This is a genomic window from Granulicella sp. L46, from assembly GCF_009765785.1.
Lineage (GTDB): Bacteria > Acidobacteriota > Terriglobia > Terriglobales > Acidobacteriaceae > Granulicella.
Window position 1 is genome coordinate 1,103,566 of the sequence record NZ_LMUT01000012.1, and the last position, 16,515, is coordinate 1,120,080.

The window sequence follows — 16,515 nt, forward strand, 5'->3', positions numbered from 1 at the left end:
CACAAAAAAGTATCGAAACGAGTTCACCGCGAACACCAGGTAGCCGACGGCAAACGTAGCCAGCACAGGCCTCAGTTCCTTCCCACGACTCGCCATCACCGGCGCCAGCAACCAAAGCACAACCGCTTCCATAGTGAGGAAGATCGTCACGCCCAATCCGAACCCCATATAGAAGTCCCAAAACGTTCGCGTGTTCCCGAACACCACAAACTGATTAGCCTTCATCGCAGCCACCGCCACGGCGGCAGGCCCATCCGGCACCTTGCCAAACACTCCGCCAACGGTATGCAGCACCGCATGCAGCAATACCAACCCTGCAGCAATGCGAACAAAGATCGCAGCCTTCATCACGCCTCCTTCCCGTTCGCGGCTTGCGCATAGAGCGTAAGAATCCCACTCCACGCATCCGGTGCATCAAACGCCGCGCGCAGCTGCTCGACCTCTGCGCCGTGACGCTCCAGCCCGCTATGCACTAACTCGACCAGCGTCGCCCCTTCACCCTCGGCCCGAAACCTCACATCCACTCGACTCGCCCGATCCGGATCCGCGTCATACCCCCACTCCGGGCTCTCCCGTCCCGGCCCCACATGCCACGAAAACGCCACGTGATGCGGAGCATCCCACGCCAGCACCGTCCCCCAGTTGCACTGCTGGCCTTCCACATTGCGTTCATACCAGCGCCCACCCACCCGCGGCTCCACAATGATCGTCTCAAACGCCGTGGCGCCGATATGGTGGCTAGCCGGCCACCAGCTTTCCATCTGTTCCACGAATACGGAAAACGCGCGCTCAATCGGCACCTCCACGCGCACACTCTTACGAACAACAGCTTCCTCGCTTGTAACCTGCATCGATCGTCTCCTTATCAGCGTTTTTCAGCCGCAACTTGAAATGCATGCAACGACCTGTCCCATAGCGCGTCGAAGTGCGCCCGCAGCCGCGCCACACCCTCCGGATCCAGCGCATAATACCGCCGCGTTCCCGACTTCCTGTCCGTCACCAGCCCCGCATCCTTCAAAACCTTCAAATGCTGCGACACCGCAGGACGACTCACCGGCAACATCCCCGCCAGCTCGTTCACGGCCAGCGGCCCCGCCGACAGCTTCTGAAAAATCGCCATCCGCGTCGAGTCGCCCAGCGCCTCCAACCCGGTCTGCAGCGCCGCATCCATCAATGGTAAGCCTCCACTAACGGTAAGCTACCACGCACGAATGTATCTCTGTCAAGCAAAAATCTCTTCCTACCCAATATCTTTGAGCAGCTAAAAGCTAGCAGCGACCTTCCTCACCCGCCCCTTGGTCAGAAACCAAGCCAACAACACCACCGCCGCCACCAGACCCAACACCGCGTCGGTCCCCACCAGCCCCCTCACTCCCCAAGTCTTATCGCCCCACCCAGCCAGCGCCGTCATGTACACCACCGGTACATTACCCATCGAGTTGATGATCGAATATCTCCCACTCCCACTCTTCCCCGATCTCCCAAGGAACTCGAGAATGACCGCAGTAAACATCGCATTGGCCGTCCCAATCGTAAACAGATACAGCGCAACCCCGACATAGTATGTGTTCGGACGCAGCGGCCCCAGCCAAAGGATCCCCAGCGTCCCGGCATTCACCACGCCCACCAGCAAATATCCCACCGAAGCCCGAATCCGCGCCGGGATCAGCGTCGCCGCCATCGCACCCAGCGCCATCAGCAGCGCCCCGGCCAGACCATTCATCCACGCCATCTGGTGGCCATTCACGCCATAATCCTGCGCCACCCCCGGCAACAATCCACTCGACGCCCCGCTAGCAATCGGAAACAGCAGCGTCAGCGTATACGGCACCGCACGCCAGCAGAAAAACGTCGCCTTGAACTCCCCCCACACCCGCCGCATCGTCTCGCCCAGCCCGTTGTCGACGATCAGCCCCTGCGCCGGCGCCGCCAACGCCGCCAGCGAAGGCAAAATAATCATCGCCGCCACCACCCACCCCAGCAGCCCTTGTCCCATGTGAGTCACAAGGATCGACAACCCAAAAACCGCCAGGCCGCCCAACCCCAGCGACGATCCCTGGTAGAAGCTGCTCGCCACCCGCCGCGATCGCTCCTGCCGCAGCGCGCCCATCATCCCCCCGCAGCTCGACACCACCAGTTGCCCGCAGCAAACACCAAGGAACATCACCGCCACCGCCCCCGGCGACCCCAGGTTCTTCGCATGAAACGCCACCGCCAGCAGCAGTCCGGCACACGTCGCACCCACCATCAGCCACGTACGCCGTCGCATCAGAAAATCAGTAACCGGGCTCCACAAAAAATACAGCGTCTGCGGCAAGATCAGCAGCGACACCACCGCACCGATCCGCTCAACACTCACACCCTGCCGCCGCATCAGGAACGACAGCGCGCCTTGCACCAGCCCAAATCCAATCACCGCAAACGGTGCAATCAGCAGCCCAAATATCCACGGCCGCTCGCTGGTCTCCACCTGCGCAACTCCGCCCGCGCCCATCCCCGCATCGACCTCGGCCCCCACCGCTTCGATCTCGTTCATTCCCCCAAAAAACTACCACATCACGCCGCATCATTGACTCGACGGCCCCAACTCTCTACGCTCAAGCCAAATGGCTTCCGACGCAACCCTCAGAGATTTACCGCTCGATTCGTCCGCCTCGTCCCCCGGACCTTCGACCGACGCCGGCACCCCCATCCCCAAAACCCGACGCGACGCCGCACTCGACGGCCTCCGCGGCCTCGCCATCCTCCTCGTCTTCATCTTCCACTACGGCGGAGGCCTCCAGTCCACCAAACCCGCCCAGCGCCTCGCCGGCTACTTCACCCAGTTCAGCTGGTGCGGCGTCGTCCTCTTCTTCGCCCTCTCCGGCTTCCTCATCACCGGCTCCCTGTGGGAGGGCAACCAAACCATCCCCCGCCTGTATAACTTTTACGTTCGCCGCGCTCTCCGCATCCTTCCCCTCTACACACTGGCCCTGCTCGCCGTCGCCATCGCCGCCATCCTCACCGGAGCCCACCTGGCCCAGCTTCGCCCGCTGCTGGTCTTCGTCTTCTTCCTTCAGAACTTTCCTCACCTCTCCAGCTACGCCCTCCAGACCCCCTCCCCCCTGCCGCTCTACCACTTCTGGACCCTCGCCGTCGAAGAGCAGTTCTATCTCATCTGGCCGATCATCCTGTTCTTCGCCCACAGCCGCCGCCACGCCCTTCGCCTCAGCCTCTGGTACTTTGGCATCTGCGAGCTTTTCCTCTACTGCATCTACACCCTCGCCGCCTTCAATGGCGCCCGCATCCACCATTTGTACGACTACTTCCTGCTCACCCAGGGTGGCGCCATCGCCCTCGGCTGCGCCCTCTCTCTCGCCATGGGCAACCGCACCAGCCCCACCGGCCGCAAGCCCGGAACCCACCGCGTCATCCGCAAGTACGCCCAGCCCACCTTCTTCATTGGCCTCGGTATTTATCTATGGGTCGGCATCGTCTGCGGAACGCTCTACATCACCTATCCGGTCCAGTTCTGGATCGGACTCCCCTGCCTCAGCATCGCCGCCGCCGCCAGCATCCCTCTGGTTCTCCGCACCGGCCTCCCCCGCAGAATCTTTTCCTCGACCCCACTCGGCCTGCTCGGCCGCATCAGCTACGGCTTCTACGTCTTCCACATCCTCCTCGAACCTCTCTACGACCGCCTCGGCGCCAATATCGCTCACACCAACACCGGTGACTACTACCACATCGTCCGCGCCGCCGTAGCCTTTGTCCTCACCTGCATCATCTCCTGGCTCTCCTTCTACCTCTTCGAGATGCCCATCCTCTCGCTCAAACGCTTCTTCCCCGTCAACACCTCTCTCCCCTGGGGCGAACCCATCAACGAAACCCCGCGCTCCCGCCGCCGAACCTCCCATTCCGTTCCCAAAGGAGCCTGAAACTTATAGGCATCCCTTCCTAAGACCGAACATCCAACCCTTGTTAGCAGTCCGAGATCCACAATCTCCGTTCCACACGCGCCTCAACCAACTCCCACCAGAGAGTCGAGATCGCAGAGCATGGCCGCTGCTGCAGCACCCGCGCCCACCGACGCCGCCCCCCAGGCCGCCCCAACCCAGGCGCCCGACACCACCCATGAACTCACCCATGGCGTGAACCCCTGGTGGATCGCCGCGGCCGTCATGCTCGCCACCTTCATGGAGGTACTCGACACCTCCATCGCCTCCGTAGCCCTCCCCTACATCGCAGGCTCCCTCTCCGCCACCAACGACGAAGCCACCTGGGTCCTCACCAGCTACCTAGTCTCGAACGCCATCATCCTTCCAGCCTCCAACTGGTTCTCTCTCCGCTTCGGCCGCAAGCGCTTCCTCATGATCTGCGTTGCCATCTTCACCGTGGCCAGCTTCGCCTGCGGTGCCGCTCCCTCGCTCGGCCTCCTTCTTCTCTTCCGAGTGATTCAAGGTGCCGGCGGCGGCGCCCTCCAACCCATCTCCCAGGCCGTCCTTCTAGAAAGCTTTCCCCCCGCCAAGCGCGGCGCCGCGATGGCCGTCTTCGCTCTCGGCGTAGTCGTCGCCCCCGTCCTAGGCCCCACCCTCGGCGGCTGGTTAACGGACACCTACTCCTGGCGCTACGCCTTCTACATCAACATCCCCATCGGCGTCATGGCCCTGTACATGATCAACAAGTACATCCACGATCCCAGCTACATCAAGAACGCCAAAGTCTCCCGCTTCGACAACATAGGCTTCGGCTCCCTCATCGTCTGGGTAGGCTGCCTCCAGATCATCCTCGACAAGGGTCAGGAAGTCGACTGGTTCGCCGCAACCTGGCTCCGCTGGGCCTTCGTCGCCATGATCGTCGCGCTCGCCATCTTCATCTACCAATCCTTCTGGGGCAAGCAGCCGCTGGTCAACCTCCGCGTCCTCAAGGACCGCAACTTCCTCGTCGGCTCGACCCTCATCTTCCTCTTCGGCATCGCCATCTACTCCACCGTCGTCGTCCTCCCACTCTTCTATCAGGAGCTCCTCGGCTACACCGCCTTCACCGCCGGCCTGGTCGTCGCGCCCCGCGGTCTAGGCGCCATCTGCGGCATGCCCGTCATCGGCTACCTCTCCAACAAGGTCGACCCCCGCTATCTCCTCACCTTCGGCTTCGGCATCTTCGGTCTCACCACGCTCTACTTCGGTTCCATCACCCTCGGCATCTCGCCGACAACGCTCTTCCTCCCGATCCTGATCACCGGCTTCGGCCTAAGCTTCGTCTTCGTCCCCATCTCGACGGCTGCGTACGGCACGCTCTCGAACGAACAAATGGGCAACGCCAGCGGCGTCTTCAACCTCCTCCGCAACGTAGGCGGCAGCATCGGCATCTCCATTGCGACCACCCTCCTTACCCGCCGCACCGACGTCCACCAGAACGAGCTCACCAACTTCATACCCCAGTCCGGTATCGGCTATCAAAACGCCCTCGCCGGAACCCAGCACGCCCTCACCAACCACGTCGGCAAAGCCAACGCTCTCTACGCCGCCAAAGCCAGCCTCTATCAACAACTCGGCATGCAATCCGCCTACTGGGCCTTCATCGACGTCTTCCGCTGGCTCTCCCTGCTCAGCGTAGCCTGCATCATCTTCGTCTGGTTCTTCAAGAAAGTAAAAGCCGGCAAGCCCCCCGCCGGCGTCCACTAACCCAAATCGCAGCGTCGATTCTTATCTCCCCAAAAATCCGTCATCCTCGGTTCTTACTTCCCCACGGATCCGTCATCCTCGAGCGAAGCGAAGGACCCCTGTATTGGCCTTTGTCTTTGTCTTTGTCGTTCTTTCTGTCATTCCCTCTGGGAATCTGCTTCTGCTTCTGCCCTTGCCGTTGCCCTTGCCGTTGCTCTCGCCTCCAAGACAAGATAGGTCCGGTCTTTAGCCCCTGGCATCCTCTCTCCCAAAATTCGATCCGCACTCCCACGTCCTTCTCCCCCAAGCCGGGTATACACAAACGTATGCCGTGCTGATCGAACCGCACGCGCGAAGGGAACTCCATGAACGTCGCTCGTCCCGCATGCTGCCTCGCCGTCTGCCTCATCCTCACCCTCACCGCCAATGCCCAGCAACCCGCATCCAATCCTCTAGCCGCCTGCGGTTCCACCAACGCCAACTTCACTGTAAAGAATCAGACTGTCTCCACGATCCCCAACCAGCCTCCGCCCGGTAAAGCGCTCGTCTACGTCATAGAGACCATGGACAACGAAGGTTTGTTCGCCACGACGAAGGTCAACCTTGGCCTCGACGGCAACTGGATCGGAGCCACGAACGCAAATACCCACATCAACTTCATCGTCGATCCCGGCGCCCACCACCTCTGCGCCGCCTACCAAGGCCACGCCGTCAGCATGGACGACGAAGGCCACACCCTCCTCCTCCACCTCGACGCCCAAGCCGGCCACACGTACTACCTCCGCTACCACGCCCTCTTCCTCAGGGATTCCCCAGGCATCGCCCTCTTCGATCTCGCAGACGAAGACGAAGGCCTCTTCTTAATCCAGCGCACACAACAAGCTATCTCAACCCTCAAGAAGTAACCGCGACCAACGACGTCTGCTGCCGATATCTAGCCTCTGAGACATCGTCAGCAGACGTCACCGTCCTTAAACTCCCGCCGTCCGCGCAGGACCAAACCGGCCACGATACGCCCACAACCCCAACCCCGGGTTCGACACATAAAAAATCTCTTCCCCGTCCACCACGTTCCACCCATCCTTCAATACCGCAGGATCATACTTCGCCGAATACTCCCCCAGGTCCCCATAAGCAAAGTGCACGCCCTCAATCTCCTCGCGCGTCAAATGCCCCGGGCAATACCGAATCGTAAACCGCCCCTCGCTCGACCCATGAATCAAATGCGCAGCCGCACTAAGATTCGCCGCCAACTCCGGATCATGCTTCACCGCTTCGAGCGTCGCAGGCGTCCCACAATACCCATACCGCCGAATCAGCATATCGATCGTCTTATCCTCACCAAACTCCCTCACCCCCGGCGCCAGCACAATCAACTCCGCTCCATCCGCCAGTGCCATCCGAGTCCGATACACGCTCTTATTCCCCAGCCACGTCGAATGAAACTCATCCGGATCAAGAAACACCACCGCCTTCTTGATCTCACGATCCATCATCAAAAAATTGCATTCCAAACTAAGCGCCGCCGCGAGCTCAAAACACTCGTTATCATCCCCAATAAAAAGACCCCGCATGACCAACTCACCCGCGGCATTCTTATTCACCACCGTCTGCACATAAACAATCTGCGGCAGCATCTTCCCAAAATGCTCACTCGCATAATTCAAAACTCTCCGCACGGGAGTATCCGCACGCCCCATCATGCGTTCCATCCCATACACCGCTCCCAGAAAATGCGAGCGATGAATCCCCATCACCCCACCGGTCCCAATAAATAGATTCTTAGAACCGTTCGCCATCCCCACCACCTCATGCGGCACCACCTGCCCAATGGACAAAATCAAATCGTGCCCACCATCCCGCAGCAGCTTATTCACCTGCGCCGGCCACGAGTACTCCACCTTCCCCTCGCTCACCTCGCGCACAAACTCCCCCGGCACCTCACCCAGCGTCACAATATCCCGCCGCCAGTCATGCACCCGAAACAGCTCGCGTGGCGTCTCCCCAAACATCGTCGCAATCTGCCCATCGCTCATCGGAGTATGCGTCCCCAGCGCCGGCAACACATCCACCAACGCATCGCCATAAAACTCCCAGGCCATCTCCGTAAGCTCCCCAGCCTTCGAATGAAACCGAGTAAAATCCGGCGGCACCACCACAACCCTTTTGCGCTCACCCAGTTTCCCTAGCGCAGCGCGCAAACCCTCCCGCACCTCCGCCCCCGACATCTCCGTATCCTTCGAACCCGCCGCAAAAAATAAGCTCATAGACCCCTTATTTTATGCTCGCCCCTGCGTCACGCTCCTATAATCCCAGCATGAGGCGAGACTCCCATCTCTCCGCCGCCCAGCTCGCCGCCCTCAGCATCGTCGGCGGCCTCATTGCCGCTGTCTCCTTCTTCGCGACCTTCAATTCCTCGACACTCCCACACCACCGTCCGCCCCATTTCACCGCCCTGTTGGCCCTCCAGCTAGTCCTGCTCCTCGCAGGCGGCTTCATCGCCTTCCGTTCCGCTAACAGTCTCGAGTCCGGCATCGCCAATGAGCGCTGGCCAGAAGCTGAAGTAGACGCTCTCCGCAAAATGTCCCGATCATCCATCGCAAACATCGTCTCCTTCGCCCTCATCATTGGATTCATCCTCCTGTCCATCGTCTTTCACCAATTCAGCCCCGCCGGTTGGGCCCTCTACGTTTTGGTGATAGCCCTCAACTTCCTGCGCGCTAAACTAGCTCGCAAGCCCGGCCCCGCCCGCGAGTCCAAATGGGCAAACCTCTCCCCCATCCGCTCCGAACACTGGGGCCGGCACTAACCTCCTCTCTTCTCCGCCGACACCTCCACCACCGCGGCTCGCATAAAATAACACCTGAAGCCAGCGCACCCAGAGGTACCCCCTTGTCCGAAAGCAGCACCGCCCTCCGCCTCACCACCCCCGACTTCCACGCCCGCGTCCTCGCCCTCTCCCCAAAGATCGCCGTATTCGACTGCGACGGCACCCTCTGGTCCGGCGACGCCGGCTCCGCCTTCATGCACTGGTCCATGGACACCAAGCTCATCTCCCTCGACCAGATCGCCTGGATCAAGGAGCGCTACGCCGGTTACAAAAACTCCACCGTCTCCGAATATGACATCTGCGGCGACATGGTCACCGTCTACCACGGCCTCACCGTCGACAGGCTCCGCACCGCTGCCGCCCAGTTCTTCCGCGACTACATCGAGCCCAACATCTTCCCCGAGCTCTCCACCCTCATCGCCGAGCTACAACAAAACGGCTGCGACATCTGGGCCGTCAGCTCCACCAACAACTGGGTCATCGAAGAAGGCGTCCGCCGCTTCAACATCCCCGCCGACCACGTCCTCGCCGCCCGTGTCGAAGTCACCGACGGCATCATCACCGACAAGCTCCTCCACGTCCCCACCGACGAAGACAAAGTAGAAGCCCTCCGCCGCATTGACGTCACCGCACCCGACGCCGTCTTCGGCAACTCCATCCACGACGCCGCCATGCTCTCCATCGCCCGCACCAACGGCGCCTTCCCCGTAAACCCCTCCACCGACCTCCTCACCCGCGCCGCCAAAGAAAACTGGCCCGTCTACTACCCAGCCTCCGTCACCCCCTAGTCAATGTCTGACAAATCGGAGTTTTGGCTTCTAGGTACCCCAAGGCTTCAGCCTTGGGTTTCATGGGCTCACAAACTATGCGGGCTTTAGCCCCTGCGTATGCCGTCTTATCCCCGGCAATATCATCCTCCAGAATTAACCGCACGAAACCTCGTCCCTCGCTCGGCGTAAACCATTGCCCCCCACTCACGTCTACACTGTTGTAGAGAAACGTGAAAGACTCCATCCGCAAGCTCGACGAACCCCGACCCTCCCCAGGCTCCAGGCCTCTGCGCCGCGTCGTAGCTGCGCTAATCCTCCGCGGCGAAGGCCCCACCCGCGAAATCTTCATCTGCCAGCGCCGCGCCGGCCAGCCCATGGGCCTCAAGTGGGAGTTCCCCGGCGGCAAGATCGAGCCCGGTGAAACCTCCGTCGAAGCCCTCACCCGCGAGCTCAACGAAGAGCTCGACATCCACGCCACCATCGGTGACCTCATCACCACCATCCGCCACACCTACCGCAACGGCGGCGCCATCGAAATCGAATTCTTTCTAGTCCGAAACTTCCAGGGCGAACCAGTCAACCGCATCTTCCAGCAGATGCTCTGGACCCCCTTCTCCCGCCTCCCCGACTACGACTTCCTCTCCGCCGACCTAACCCTAATCCGCGACCTAGCCGACGGCAAACTCCTGTAACGCAGTTGTCAGTTGTTAGTTCTCAGTTCTCAGTTGCTGTTGCCGTTGCCGTTGCTTTTCTGGCTGTCATTCCGCAGCGCAGCGGAGGAATCTGCTTCTCCACCACCACTCCCCACCTGACAACTGACAACTAACTCTTCCCCACCGCGTGCAGCTGCTGCCACAACATCACCACTGTCAACCCAATCACAATCACGGTCGTCGCCCAAGCCACGACGTTGAACCAGGTCGAGTTCGTATGCCGCCCCATCAGCGCCTTGTTATTCACCAGCTTCAGCATGAAATACAGCACGAACGGCAGCAGCACTCCATTCAACACCTGCGACAGAATCGTCATCGTCACCAGCGGAAAGTTCGGGATCAGCACGACCGCCGCGCCCGCCACAATCAGCAAGGTATATAGCCAATAGAAGAACGGCGCCTGGCTGAACTTCTTATCCACCCCACTCTCAAATCCCAGCCCCTCGCAAACGCTATACGCCGTTGAAATCGGCAGCACACTCGCCGCAAAGAACGACGCATTGAACAGCCCTGCCGCAAACAAAATGTACGCAAAGTCCCCAGCCAGCGGCCGCATCGCCTGCGCCGCATCCGACGGCACCTTGATATCCCGCATCCCATGCGTCCACAGCGTAGCAGCGCACGCCACAATAATGAACCACGCCACAATATCCGTGAAAAATGAACCCACAATCACATCCAGCCGCGACGCCTTGTACTGCTTAATCGATATCCCCTTCTCCACAATCGACGACTGCAAATAGAACTGCATCCACGGCGTAATCGTCGTCCCAATCACGCCAATCACCATGTACACATAGTTGTGATCGCTCCAAACCGCGCGCCCCGGAATCTTCACGGTCTCCACCAGCGCCGTATGCCAGTTCGGCTGCGCCAGCACACCCGCCACGATGTAGCAGATGTAAAACAAGCTCGCCACCAAAAAGATTTTTTCGACGCTCTTATAGTTTCCCTTCACCACCAGCGCCCACACCGCCAGCGCGCAGATCGGCACGCTAATGTACTTACTCACCCCAAACAACTGCACCGACCCCGCAATCCCCGAGAACTCCGCAATCACATTCCCAAAGTTCACCACCACCAGCAGCACCATCAGGAAGAACGTCATCCGCAGCCCAAACTCTTCGCGAATCAAATCGCTCAAGCCCTTGCCCGTCACCACGCCCATGCGCGCGCACATCTCCTGCACCACAATCAGCGCCAGCGTAATCGGCAGCATCGTCCACAGCAGGTGATACCCGTACTGCGCACCCGCCTGCGAGTACGTAAGAATCCCGCCCGCATCATTGTCCACGTTGGCCGTAATAAACCCCGGCCCCAGCACCGCAAAGAACATGATGATGCTGACCTTGTACCGCTTCCAGAAATTCAAGCCAGCACCGCCACACCCGAAGTCACACGCCGCCCATCACCGGTCATCGTCTGTGTCCGCATCCCAAACTCCCTGCTCTCGGTTGGATGGCCATTGGGCCTCCTCTAGACTAACCCGCCCACGTCCTCCCTTTGCGAAACTTAGCTAACTTCGCGAACGTTGCGTCCAAGCCTTTGCCTTTGCCCTTGCCTTTCTTCGACAATTTCTAAAAGAAATTGTCATTCCGAGCACAGCGAGCGAACCTGCTTTCTCCCGTTCTTGCCCTTGCCTTTCCTTCCGTCATTCCCTCCGGGAATCTGCCTCCACCTACAACCTCACCGCCTCCAGCCGCGCCACAATCTTCCCCACCTGCGCATCATTCGAGTACCCATCCCGCACCGCCCGCGCCCATCCCGCCTGCGCAATCCGATCCCGCGCCACCTCATCCGGCAGATACCTCCGAATCTTCTCCGCGCATTCGTCAAAGCCCGTAAAAAACACTGCCTCTTCCCCCTCGACAAACCGAGCCTCATGCCCCGCCGACCGCTCCGCCAACAGAAATCCACCACAAGCCGCAATCTCAAAGCTCTTATGCACAAACTCATCCTGATTCGAGTGCGTAATAAAACTCAAATTAATCTTTGACCGCCAAACCGCCTCGCGATAATCCTTCCCATACAACTCCGTCCCCGTATAAAGAGCCTTCGCAGCCTCCGCATCCAGCCGTACATTCCACATCCGGTCGCCCGAAATCACCACCGGAAACCCGCGCTCTCTCCACAGCCGCGTCAGAAACGCCGGCCGGTCGTCATACGAAGTCCCAATAAAACTCACTCCCCGATCCCGATCCTTATCACCCCACGCTCCCTCCACCGGAAAGTGAATCGTCGGCTCATACGCCGTCTGAATCTTGATCACATCCCGAGCCCCGCGCTCCATATAGTCGGCAATATTTTTATCCCGCTGCACCACGTGCAAATCAAAGTGCGGAATGTCCTTCATATACAGCCGCCACCCAGGATCCCTCCGCGGCCCAAACGCATTATCGATCATGTAGCTGACAGTCTTCACCCCCATCGCCCTCAACTGATCGAGCGTCCGCGGCGTAAGCCCCAGCAGCTTATCCGCCCAGAAAACATCGGGCTTCTCCCGCTTCGCCGCCGCCAAAATATCCCGATTCAGCCGAGCCACCCAAGGCCCCACCTGCGCCCGATACACCACCTTCCGCAGCAACTCCCCCTGTGGCTGATACGCCAAACAATCGATCGCAACTACCGTATGCCCCAATCGCTCCAGCGCCCACATCCGATACAGCGCCGAATCATTAGGCGACAGCTGCCCCACATACAAAATCTTCACCGCAGAAACTCCGTTCTCAGTTGTTAGTTGTTAGTTCTCAGTTATTAGTTCGAAGTTACTACCGCCCGCCGCGTCGACTCATCCGCGTTGACCACCGCTGTCCAACTGAGAACTGATAACTGAGAACTGACAACTCCTTAGCCTTCCCGCAGCTGCGCAATCACCTGCTCCGCATGGATCGCCCCAGCCACCCGTCCATGATGATCCACCACCGGCAGTGACCGAAGATTGTACTTATCGAACAACTCCGCCACTTCCTTATCGCTCGCATCCAGCCCACACCGCACGTTGTGCCCCTCGCTCAACACCGACAGCGTCGTCTCAGGAGTCGACAGCACCAGCCGCGGCAGCATCACTACCCCCGCCAGCCTCTCCTCCGCGTCCAGCAGATAAATCTCCGTAATCGTATCCGGATCTCCCTCAAACTCCCGCAACGCCTCAATCGCATCCGCCACCGTCGCATCCTTGGGCGCGCTCACGTAGTCGGTCGTCATTCTTCCCGCAGCCGAGTCAGCCGAGAACTCCAGCAGCTCCTCCACCTCGTGCCGCTCCTCCGGCTCCATCTCCTCCAGAATCGCCTCGGACTCCTCGTCGCTCAGCTCGGAAAGCGCATCGGCCGCCGCGCCCGGATCCATCTCTTCCAGAATGTCCGCCGCCCGCTCCGAATCCAGTCCCTGCAGCAGCGCCTTCTGCATCTTCGGATCGACTTCCTCCAGCGTCTCCGCTGCCGTCTCTTCCGGCAAGCTCGAAAACACCGCCTCGCGCTCACCCGGCGCGAGGTCCTCAAGAATGTCCGCAATATCCGACGGATGCAGCTTCGACAGCCGCTCCTGCCCAATCTTCAGCCGAACCCGCCGCGCCGGATCGCGCTCAATCAAATCCACGAAGTCCCACGGAATCACCCGCGGCTTCAACCGCCCCGTAAACTCATCCACCATCCCCACTGGCAGCCCCTTGAACAGCCGCCGCATCGCCCCGCGATTCCCTACCTCGACCTCAACAATCCGCAGTTCCGCCGTCTCGCCATCCGCACCACTCGACTCCCACGCCAGATTGACGTCGTTCACGCGCACGACCTTGCGCCCATCGACATCAATAATCTGCTGATCCAGCAAGTCATAATCCAGCAGCAGATAATCATGTTGCCGCTTATAAGCAGTAGGCTTCGCCTTCGCCCGAAGCTCCGCCTCATTCGACACCGGCAGCACCACATTCACCACCGGCAGCAGCGTCATCTTCGACTTCTTCCCCACCCCATTCCGCAACACCAGCGCCGCCACATGCGCCTGGTCAGTCGACACGTCCACCGCCAAATCCTTCACCCGCCCCAGCGAAGCCCCGTCCGGCCCCAGCACATTCCTCTGCAACAGCGCAGAAGCGCTAGTCGCCACCGTAGTCGGAATGATCTGCAACTCCGTCATCACTACCCCTAAACTAACCCATTGGATGCCAACAAGTCGTTGCCGCTATTTGTTCCCCGCGCTCCACCCGCCGGAATCGCAATCGGCCACTCACCAAAAACCCCCGCATGCGCAGTTGCCGTTGCTTCTCTTTCTGTCATTCCCTTTGGGAATCTGCTTCTATCCGGTTTCCTGCATCCGCCGCAGGTGCGCATTCCTGATTCTCAAAAACGGAACTGCCATGAACCCCAGGTTGAAAGGAGATACCCCGAAGAGACCTGACGCAACCGCCAAAGACTCACCTCTTGCGTCCCATATCCCCCATCCCAAACCCACTGCCAGCATACCCAGCGCTAGCATCGAATTGAAAAAACCAAACCTACCCCTATTCTCGAGTTCCGCCTTCGCAAGTATCTGTTCTCTTTCGGCGTGATCCGTAACAGACCCCCTCCGATACAAAACGAGTGCCGCAACCACTGTTCCCAGCCAAATCGTTCCGTAAATCAGCTTCTGCCATTCGAGACCCATCCCGGACATGAACAGAACTCGCGAAACGGCGAAGGCCACTGCCGTGAAGCCACCCCACAACTGCACAAATCGCTTCCTGAACACCCTCTCCGTCATCCGCGAATTATCCCACAAAAGCAAAACGGCGAAGCCTCGAAGCCCCGCCGTTCTCTCTATCCTCTACACTCTATCCCCTATCCCCTGCTCCTACGCGGTGACCGGCTCGAGCACCTGCGCGAACTTCTTCCCCGTCCGCGCCTTATACGCATCCTTATGGTACGCATACCCGGCAATCAGCGGCACCGCAATCGTAGCCTCGGCAAACACCATCTGCTCATACGTCAGATCCACCTTGCCCCAGCTAGACGCCTCCTTCAGCGTCGACCCGCTCAGCGCACCATCCCGCGCATCCGCAACCGTAATCTGAATCGCGTACTTGTGCATCGTAGCGTCCGCACCCAACACATCCGCCGCCACCACAATATCCTGCGCAAAGTTCTTCGGAACGCCGCCGCCAATCATCAGCAGCCCAGTCGTAGGATTCGCCATCTTCAACTGCGTCAGCTCATAGAAATCCTTAGCCGAATCAATCGACACGACAGCCTTCCCGCGCCGCTCATGCTGATGCGCCACCAACCCAAACCCAGCCGAACAATCCGAGAACGCCGGACAGAAAATCGGCACATCCAACTCGTAACAAGCCAGCACAATCGAATCATGCTCGCCATCCTTCGGCGTCCGCTTGTGGTCGACCAAATACTTGCCCATTGCCTGGATAAACTCCCGCGAAGAATAAGCCCGCGGCTCCAGCGAATCCGTAATCTGCTTCATCACGTCATCGCAAATCCGCAGCTCGTCCTCATCGATGAACGTGTCATAAATCCGATCGATCGCCAACTCACGCAGCGTGGCATCGCCCGCGCCATACTTATACTCATCGCCAGCGATATAGTGCCGGTAGCCCAGCGCCTCAAAGAAATCCTGGTCCACAATATTCGCGCCCGTCGACACAATCGCGTCCACCATATTGTTCCGCACCAGGTCCACAATCACCTTCTGCATCCCCGCCGAAATCATCGACCCCGCCAGGCACAGAATCACGCCGCACTCCGTATCGCGCAGCATCATCTCGTAAATCTTCGCCGCCCGCGCCAAATCGCGCGAGCTGTAAGCCATCGAGCTCATGGCATCCACGAGTGCCACCACGTTGTGCTGCTTAATGTCGATGTGCTGAATCTGGTCGTTGAGTAATTCTTTTTTGGTTGTCATATCTCTTCTAGAATATCGCGTTCCACCCAATCCCTACGCGCCGATCCTGTTAATTTCCATTCCCCGCCTTCCCGCCAGGAATCTCCGTCATCTCGACCGAAGGCGCCGCGCGCCGTAGCGGAGAGACCCCCGCATTCCCAACCTCCGTCCCGCCCAAACTCTGTCATCCTGAGCGTAGCCGAAGGACCCCGCTATCCTTAGCATGCCTCAACGGTTCGCTCCCTTCTCACCGGAAACTTTGCCGCGCAAGCTGCTATTCTCTCCACAATCCAACCCCGCAGGCGCCCCGATGCGAATCCCACAAGCTCTCGCAACTCTCCTCATCCTCACAACCGCCTCCGCCCACGCCGCCGAACCCTGCCAAACCATTCACGGCCGAGCGATCTACTACTCAGCCGACGGCCAGCTCCGCCTCTGGCACATCGGCACCCACCACGAATTCGAGCCCGACAACTCCCAGGCCAACACCGAAACGTCGTGGGACAAGATCATGCATCTACTCAAGGCAGGCGACGATTCACCGGCCGCCGGCAGCAACAACGCCCTCTACGGCGACTTCGTCGTCTGCCCCACGCAGCCTTACCGCCAGGGCGCGGTCCAGCCTGCCATCATCCGCAGCATGTCGCACCTGCGCGTAGTCCCTCGCTAAACCAGCAAACCCTGCCGTCGCGCCC

General features: G+C 59.8%; 17 protein-coding genes. 7 read left to right on the plus strand and 10 right to left on the minus strand.

The window, feature by feature from the left end; all coding sequences use genetic code 11:
• From GSQ80_RS14090 to GSQ80_RS14105, 4 genes are all read right to left on the minus strand, one after another.
• Nucleotides 1-348, minus strand: a 348-nt coding sequence (locus GSQ80_RS14090) for a hypothetical protein (RefSeq protein WP_158788216.1), incomplete at its 3' end; no start/stop codon positions are given.
• Nucleotides 348-851 (minus strand): SRPBCC family protein, encoded by a 504-nt coding sequence (locus GSQ80_RS14095; RefSeq protein ID WP_158788217.1) that lies wholly within the window; start codon nt 849-851, stop codon nt 348-350. The genes GSQ80_RS14095 and GSQ80_RS14090, both read right to left, overlap by 1 nt.
• Before the next feature lie 14 nt (nt 852-865).
• Complete coding sequence (locus tag GSQ80_RS14100; RefSeq protein WP_158788218.1) at nt 866-1,171, minus strand: helix-turn-helix transcriptional regulator; 306 nt, start codon at nt 1,169-1,171, stop codon at nt 866-868.
• A gap of 90 nt (nt 1,172-1,261) precedes the next feature.
• Nucleotides 1,262-2,536 (minus strand): hypothetical protein, encoded by a 1,275-nt coding sequence (locus GSQ80_RS14105; RefSeq protein WP_158788219.1) that lies wholly within the window; start codon nt 2,534-2,536, stop codon nt 1,262-1,264.
• Nucleotides 2,537-2,606: 70 nt separating this feature from the next.
• Here GSQ80_RS14105 and GSQ80_RS14110 point away from each other — a divergent pair, with 70 nt between their 5' ends.
• The 3 genes from GSQ80_RS14110 to GSQ80_RS14120 all read left to right on the plus strand — a co-directional run bounded on the left by GSQ80_RS14110 (nt 2,607) and on the right by GSQ80_RS14120 (nt 6,547).
• A complete protein-coding gene (locus GSQ80_RS14110) occupies nt 2,607-3,917 on the plus strand; it encodes an acyltransferase (protein WP_158788220.1) in 1,311 nt (436 codons plus the stop codon).
• 120 nt (nt 3,918-4,037) lie between these two features.
• A complete protein-coding gene (locus GSQ80_RS14115; RefSeq protein WP_158788221.1) occupies nt 4,038-5,663 on the plus strand; it encodes a DHA2 family efflux MFS transporter permease subunit in 1,626 nt (541 codons plus the stop codon).
• A gap of 344 nt (nt 5,664-6,007) precedes the next feature.
• On the plus strand, nt 6,008-6,547 hold the full coding sequence (locus GSQ80_RS14120) for a hypothetical protein (protein ID WP_158788222.1): 540 nt from the start codon (nt 6,008-6,010) through the stop codon (nt 6,545-6,547).
• A 66-nt stretch (nt 6,548-6,613) separates the two neighbouring features.
• On the opposite strand, the gene GSQ80_RS14125 is transcribed toward GSQ80_RS14120, so the two are convergent.
• Nucleotides 6,614-7,909, minus strand: a complete 1,296-nt coding sequence (locus tag GSQ80_RS14125; RefSeq protein ID WP_158788223.1) for a lactate racemase domain-containing protein — start codon at nt 7,907-7,909, stop codon at nt 6,614-6,616.
• Nucleotides 7,910-7,959: 50 nt separating this feature from the next.
• Between GSQ80_RS14125 and GSQ80_RS14130 the strand changes: the two genes are divergently transcribed.
• The 3 genes from GSQ80_RS14130 to GSQ80_RS14140 all read left to right on the plus strand — a co-directional run bounded on the left by GSQ80_RS14130 (nt 7,960) and on the right by GSQ80_RS14140 (nt 9,934).
• The gene (locus GSQ80_RS14130; protein WP_158788224.1) at nt 7,960-8,451 is read left to right on the plus strand and encodes a hypothetical protein; all 492 of its coding nucleotides are present in this window, start codon (nt 7,960-7,962) and stop codon (nt 8,449-8,451) included.
• An 83-nt stretch (nt 8,452-8,534) separates the two neighbouring features.
• Nucleotides 8,535-9,260, plus strand: a complete 726-nt coding sequence (locus GSQ80_RS14135) for an HAD family phosphatase (RefSeq protein WP_254059644.1) — start codon at nt 8,535-8,537, stop codon at nt 9,258-9,260.
• Between the two features lie 212 nt (nt 9,261-9,472).
• Nucleotides 9,473-9,934, plus strand: a complete 462-nt coding sequence (locus tag GSQ80_RS14140) for a (deoxy)nucleoside triphosphate pyrophosphohydrolase (RefSeq protein ID WP_158788226.1) — start codon at nt 9,473-9,475, stop codon at nt 9,932-9,934.
• A 130-nt stretch (nt 9,935-10,064) separates the two neighbouring features.
• Here the strand turns inward: GSQ80_RS14140 and GSQ80_RS14145 are convergent, their stop codons facing one another.
• The 5 genes from GSQ80_RS14145 to GSQ80_RS14165 form a co-directional block, all read right to left on the minus strand.
• A complete protein-coding gene (locus tag GSQ80_RS14145) occupies nt 10,065-11,291 on the minus strand; it encodes an Nramp family divalent metal transporter (protein ID WP_158788722.1) in 1,227 nt (408 codons plus the stop codon).
• A 342-nt stretch (nt 11,292-11,633) separates the two neighbouring features.
• Nucleotides 11,634-12,665 carry a glycosyltransferase gene (locus GSQ80_RS14150; RefSeq protein WP_174241340.1) on the minus strand — a complete coding sequence of 344 codons (1,032 nt, stop codon included), beginning with the start codon at nt 12,663-12,665 and terminating at the stop codon, nt 11,634-11,636.
• 137 nt (nt 12,666-12,802) lie between these two features.
• On the minus strand, nt 12,803-14,086 hold the full coding sequence (locus tag GSQ80_RS14155) for a magnesium transporter MgtE N-terminal domain-containing protein (RefSeq protein WP_158788227.1): 1,284 nt from the start codon (nt 14,084-14,086) through the stop codon (nt 12,803-12,805).
• A 159-nt stretch (nt 14,087-14,245) separates the two neighbouring features.
• Nucleotides 14,246-14,689: a hypothetical protein gene (locus GSQ80_RS14160; RefSeq protein ID WP_158788228.1), complete on the minus strand. Its 444-nt coding sequence runs from the start codon at nt 14,687-14,689 to the stop codon at nt 14,246-14,248.
• A 90-nt stretch (nt 14,690-14,779) separates the two neighbouring features.
• Nucleotides 14,780-15,841 carry a deoxyhypusine synthase gene (locus GSQ80_RS14165; RefSeq protein ID WP_158788229.1) on the minus strand — a complete coding sequence of 354 codons (1,062 nt, stop codon included), beginning with the start codon at nt 15,839-15,841 and terminating at the stop codon, nt 14,780-14,782.
• A gap of 289 nt (nt 15,842-16,130) precedes the next feature.
• Between GSQ80_RS14165 and GSQ80_RS14170 the strand changes: the two genes are divergently transcribed.
• On the plus strand, nt 16,131-16,490 hold the full coding sequence (locus tag GSQ80_RS14170) for a hypothetical protein (protein ID WP_158788230.1): 360 nt from the start codon (nt 16,131-16,133) through the stop codon (nt 16,488-16,490).
• Nucleotides 16,491-16,515: the final 25 nt, after the last annotated feature.

Coding starts and splice junctions, on each gene's coding strand:
- GSQ80_RS14110 (WP_158788220.1), top strand. CDS start 2,607: ATGGCTTCCGACGCAACCCTCAGAGATTTACCGCTCGATTCGTCCGCC.
- GSQ80_RS14095 (WP_158788217.1), bottom strand. CDS start 851: ATGCAGGTTACAAGCGAGGAAGCTGTTGTTCGTAAGAGTGTGCGCGTG.
- GSQ80_RS14130 (WP_158788224.1), top strand. CDS start 7,960: ATGAGGCGAGACTCCCATCTCTCCGCCGCCCAGCTCGCCGCCCTCAGC.
- GSQ80_RS14125 (WP_158788223.1), bottom strand. CDS start 7,909: ATGAGCTTATTTTTTGCGGCGGGTTCGAAGGATACGGAGATGTCGGGG.
- GSQ80_RS14170 (WP_158788230.1), top strand. CDS start 16,131: ATGCGAATCCCACAAGCTCTCGCAACTCTCCTCATCCTCACAACCGCC.
- GSQ80_RS14145 (WP_158788722.1), bottom strand. CDS start 11,291: ATGTTCTTTGCGGTGCTGGGGCCGGGGTTTATTACGGCCAACGTGGAC.
- GSQ80_RS14105 (WP_158788219.1), bottom strand. CDS start 2,536: ATGAACGAGATCGAAGCGGTGGGGGCCGAGGTCGATGCGGGGATGGGC.
- GSQ80_RS14160 (WP_158788228.1), bottom strand. CDS start 14,689: ATGACGGAGAGGGTGTTCAGGAAGCGATTTGTGCAGTTGTGGGGTGGC.
- GSQ80_RS14115 (WP_158788221.1), top strand. CDS start 4,038: ATGGCCGCTGCTGCAGCACCCGCGCCCACCGACGCCGCCCCCCAGGCC.
- GSQ80_RS14155 (WP_158788227.1), bottom strand. CDS start 14,086: ATGACGGAGTTGCAGATCATTCCGACTACGGTGGCGACTAGCGCTTCT.
- GSQ80_RS14120 (WP_158788222.1), top strand. CDS start 6,008: ATGAACGTCGCTCGTCCCGCATGCTGCCTCGCCGTCTGCCTCATCCTC.
- GSQ80_RS14165 (WP_158788229.1), bottom strand. CDS start 15,841: ATGACAACCAAAAAAGAATTACTCAACGACCAGATTCAGCACATCGAC.
- GSQ80_RS14100 (WP_158788218.1), bottom strand. CDS start 1,171: ATGGATGCGGCGCTGCAGACCGGGTTGGAGGCGCTGGGCGACTCGACG.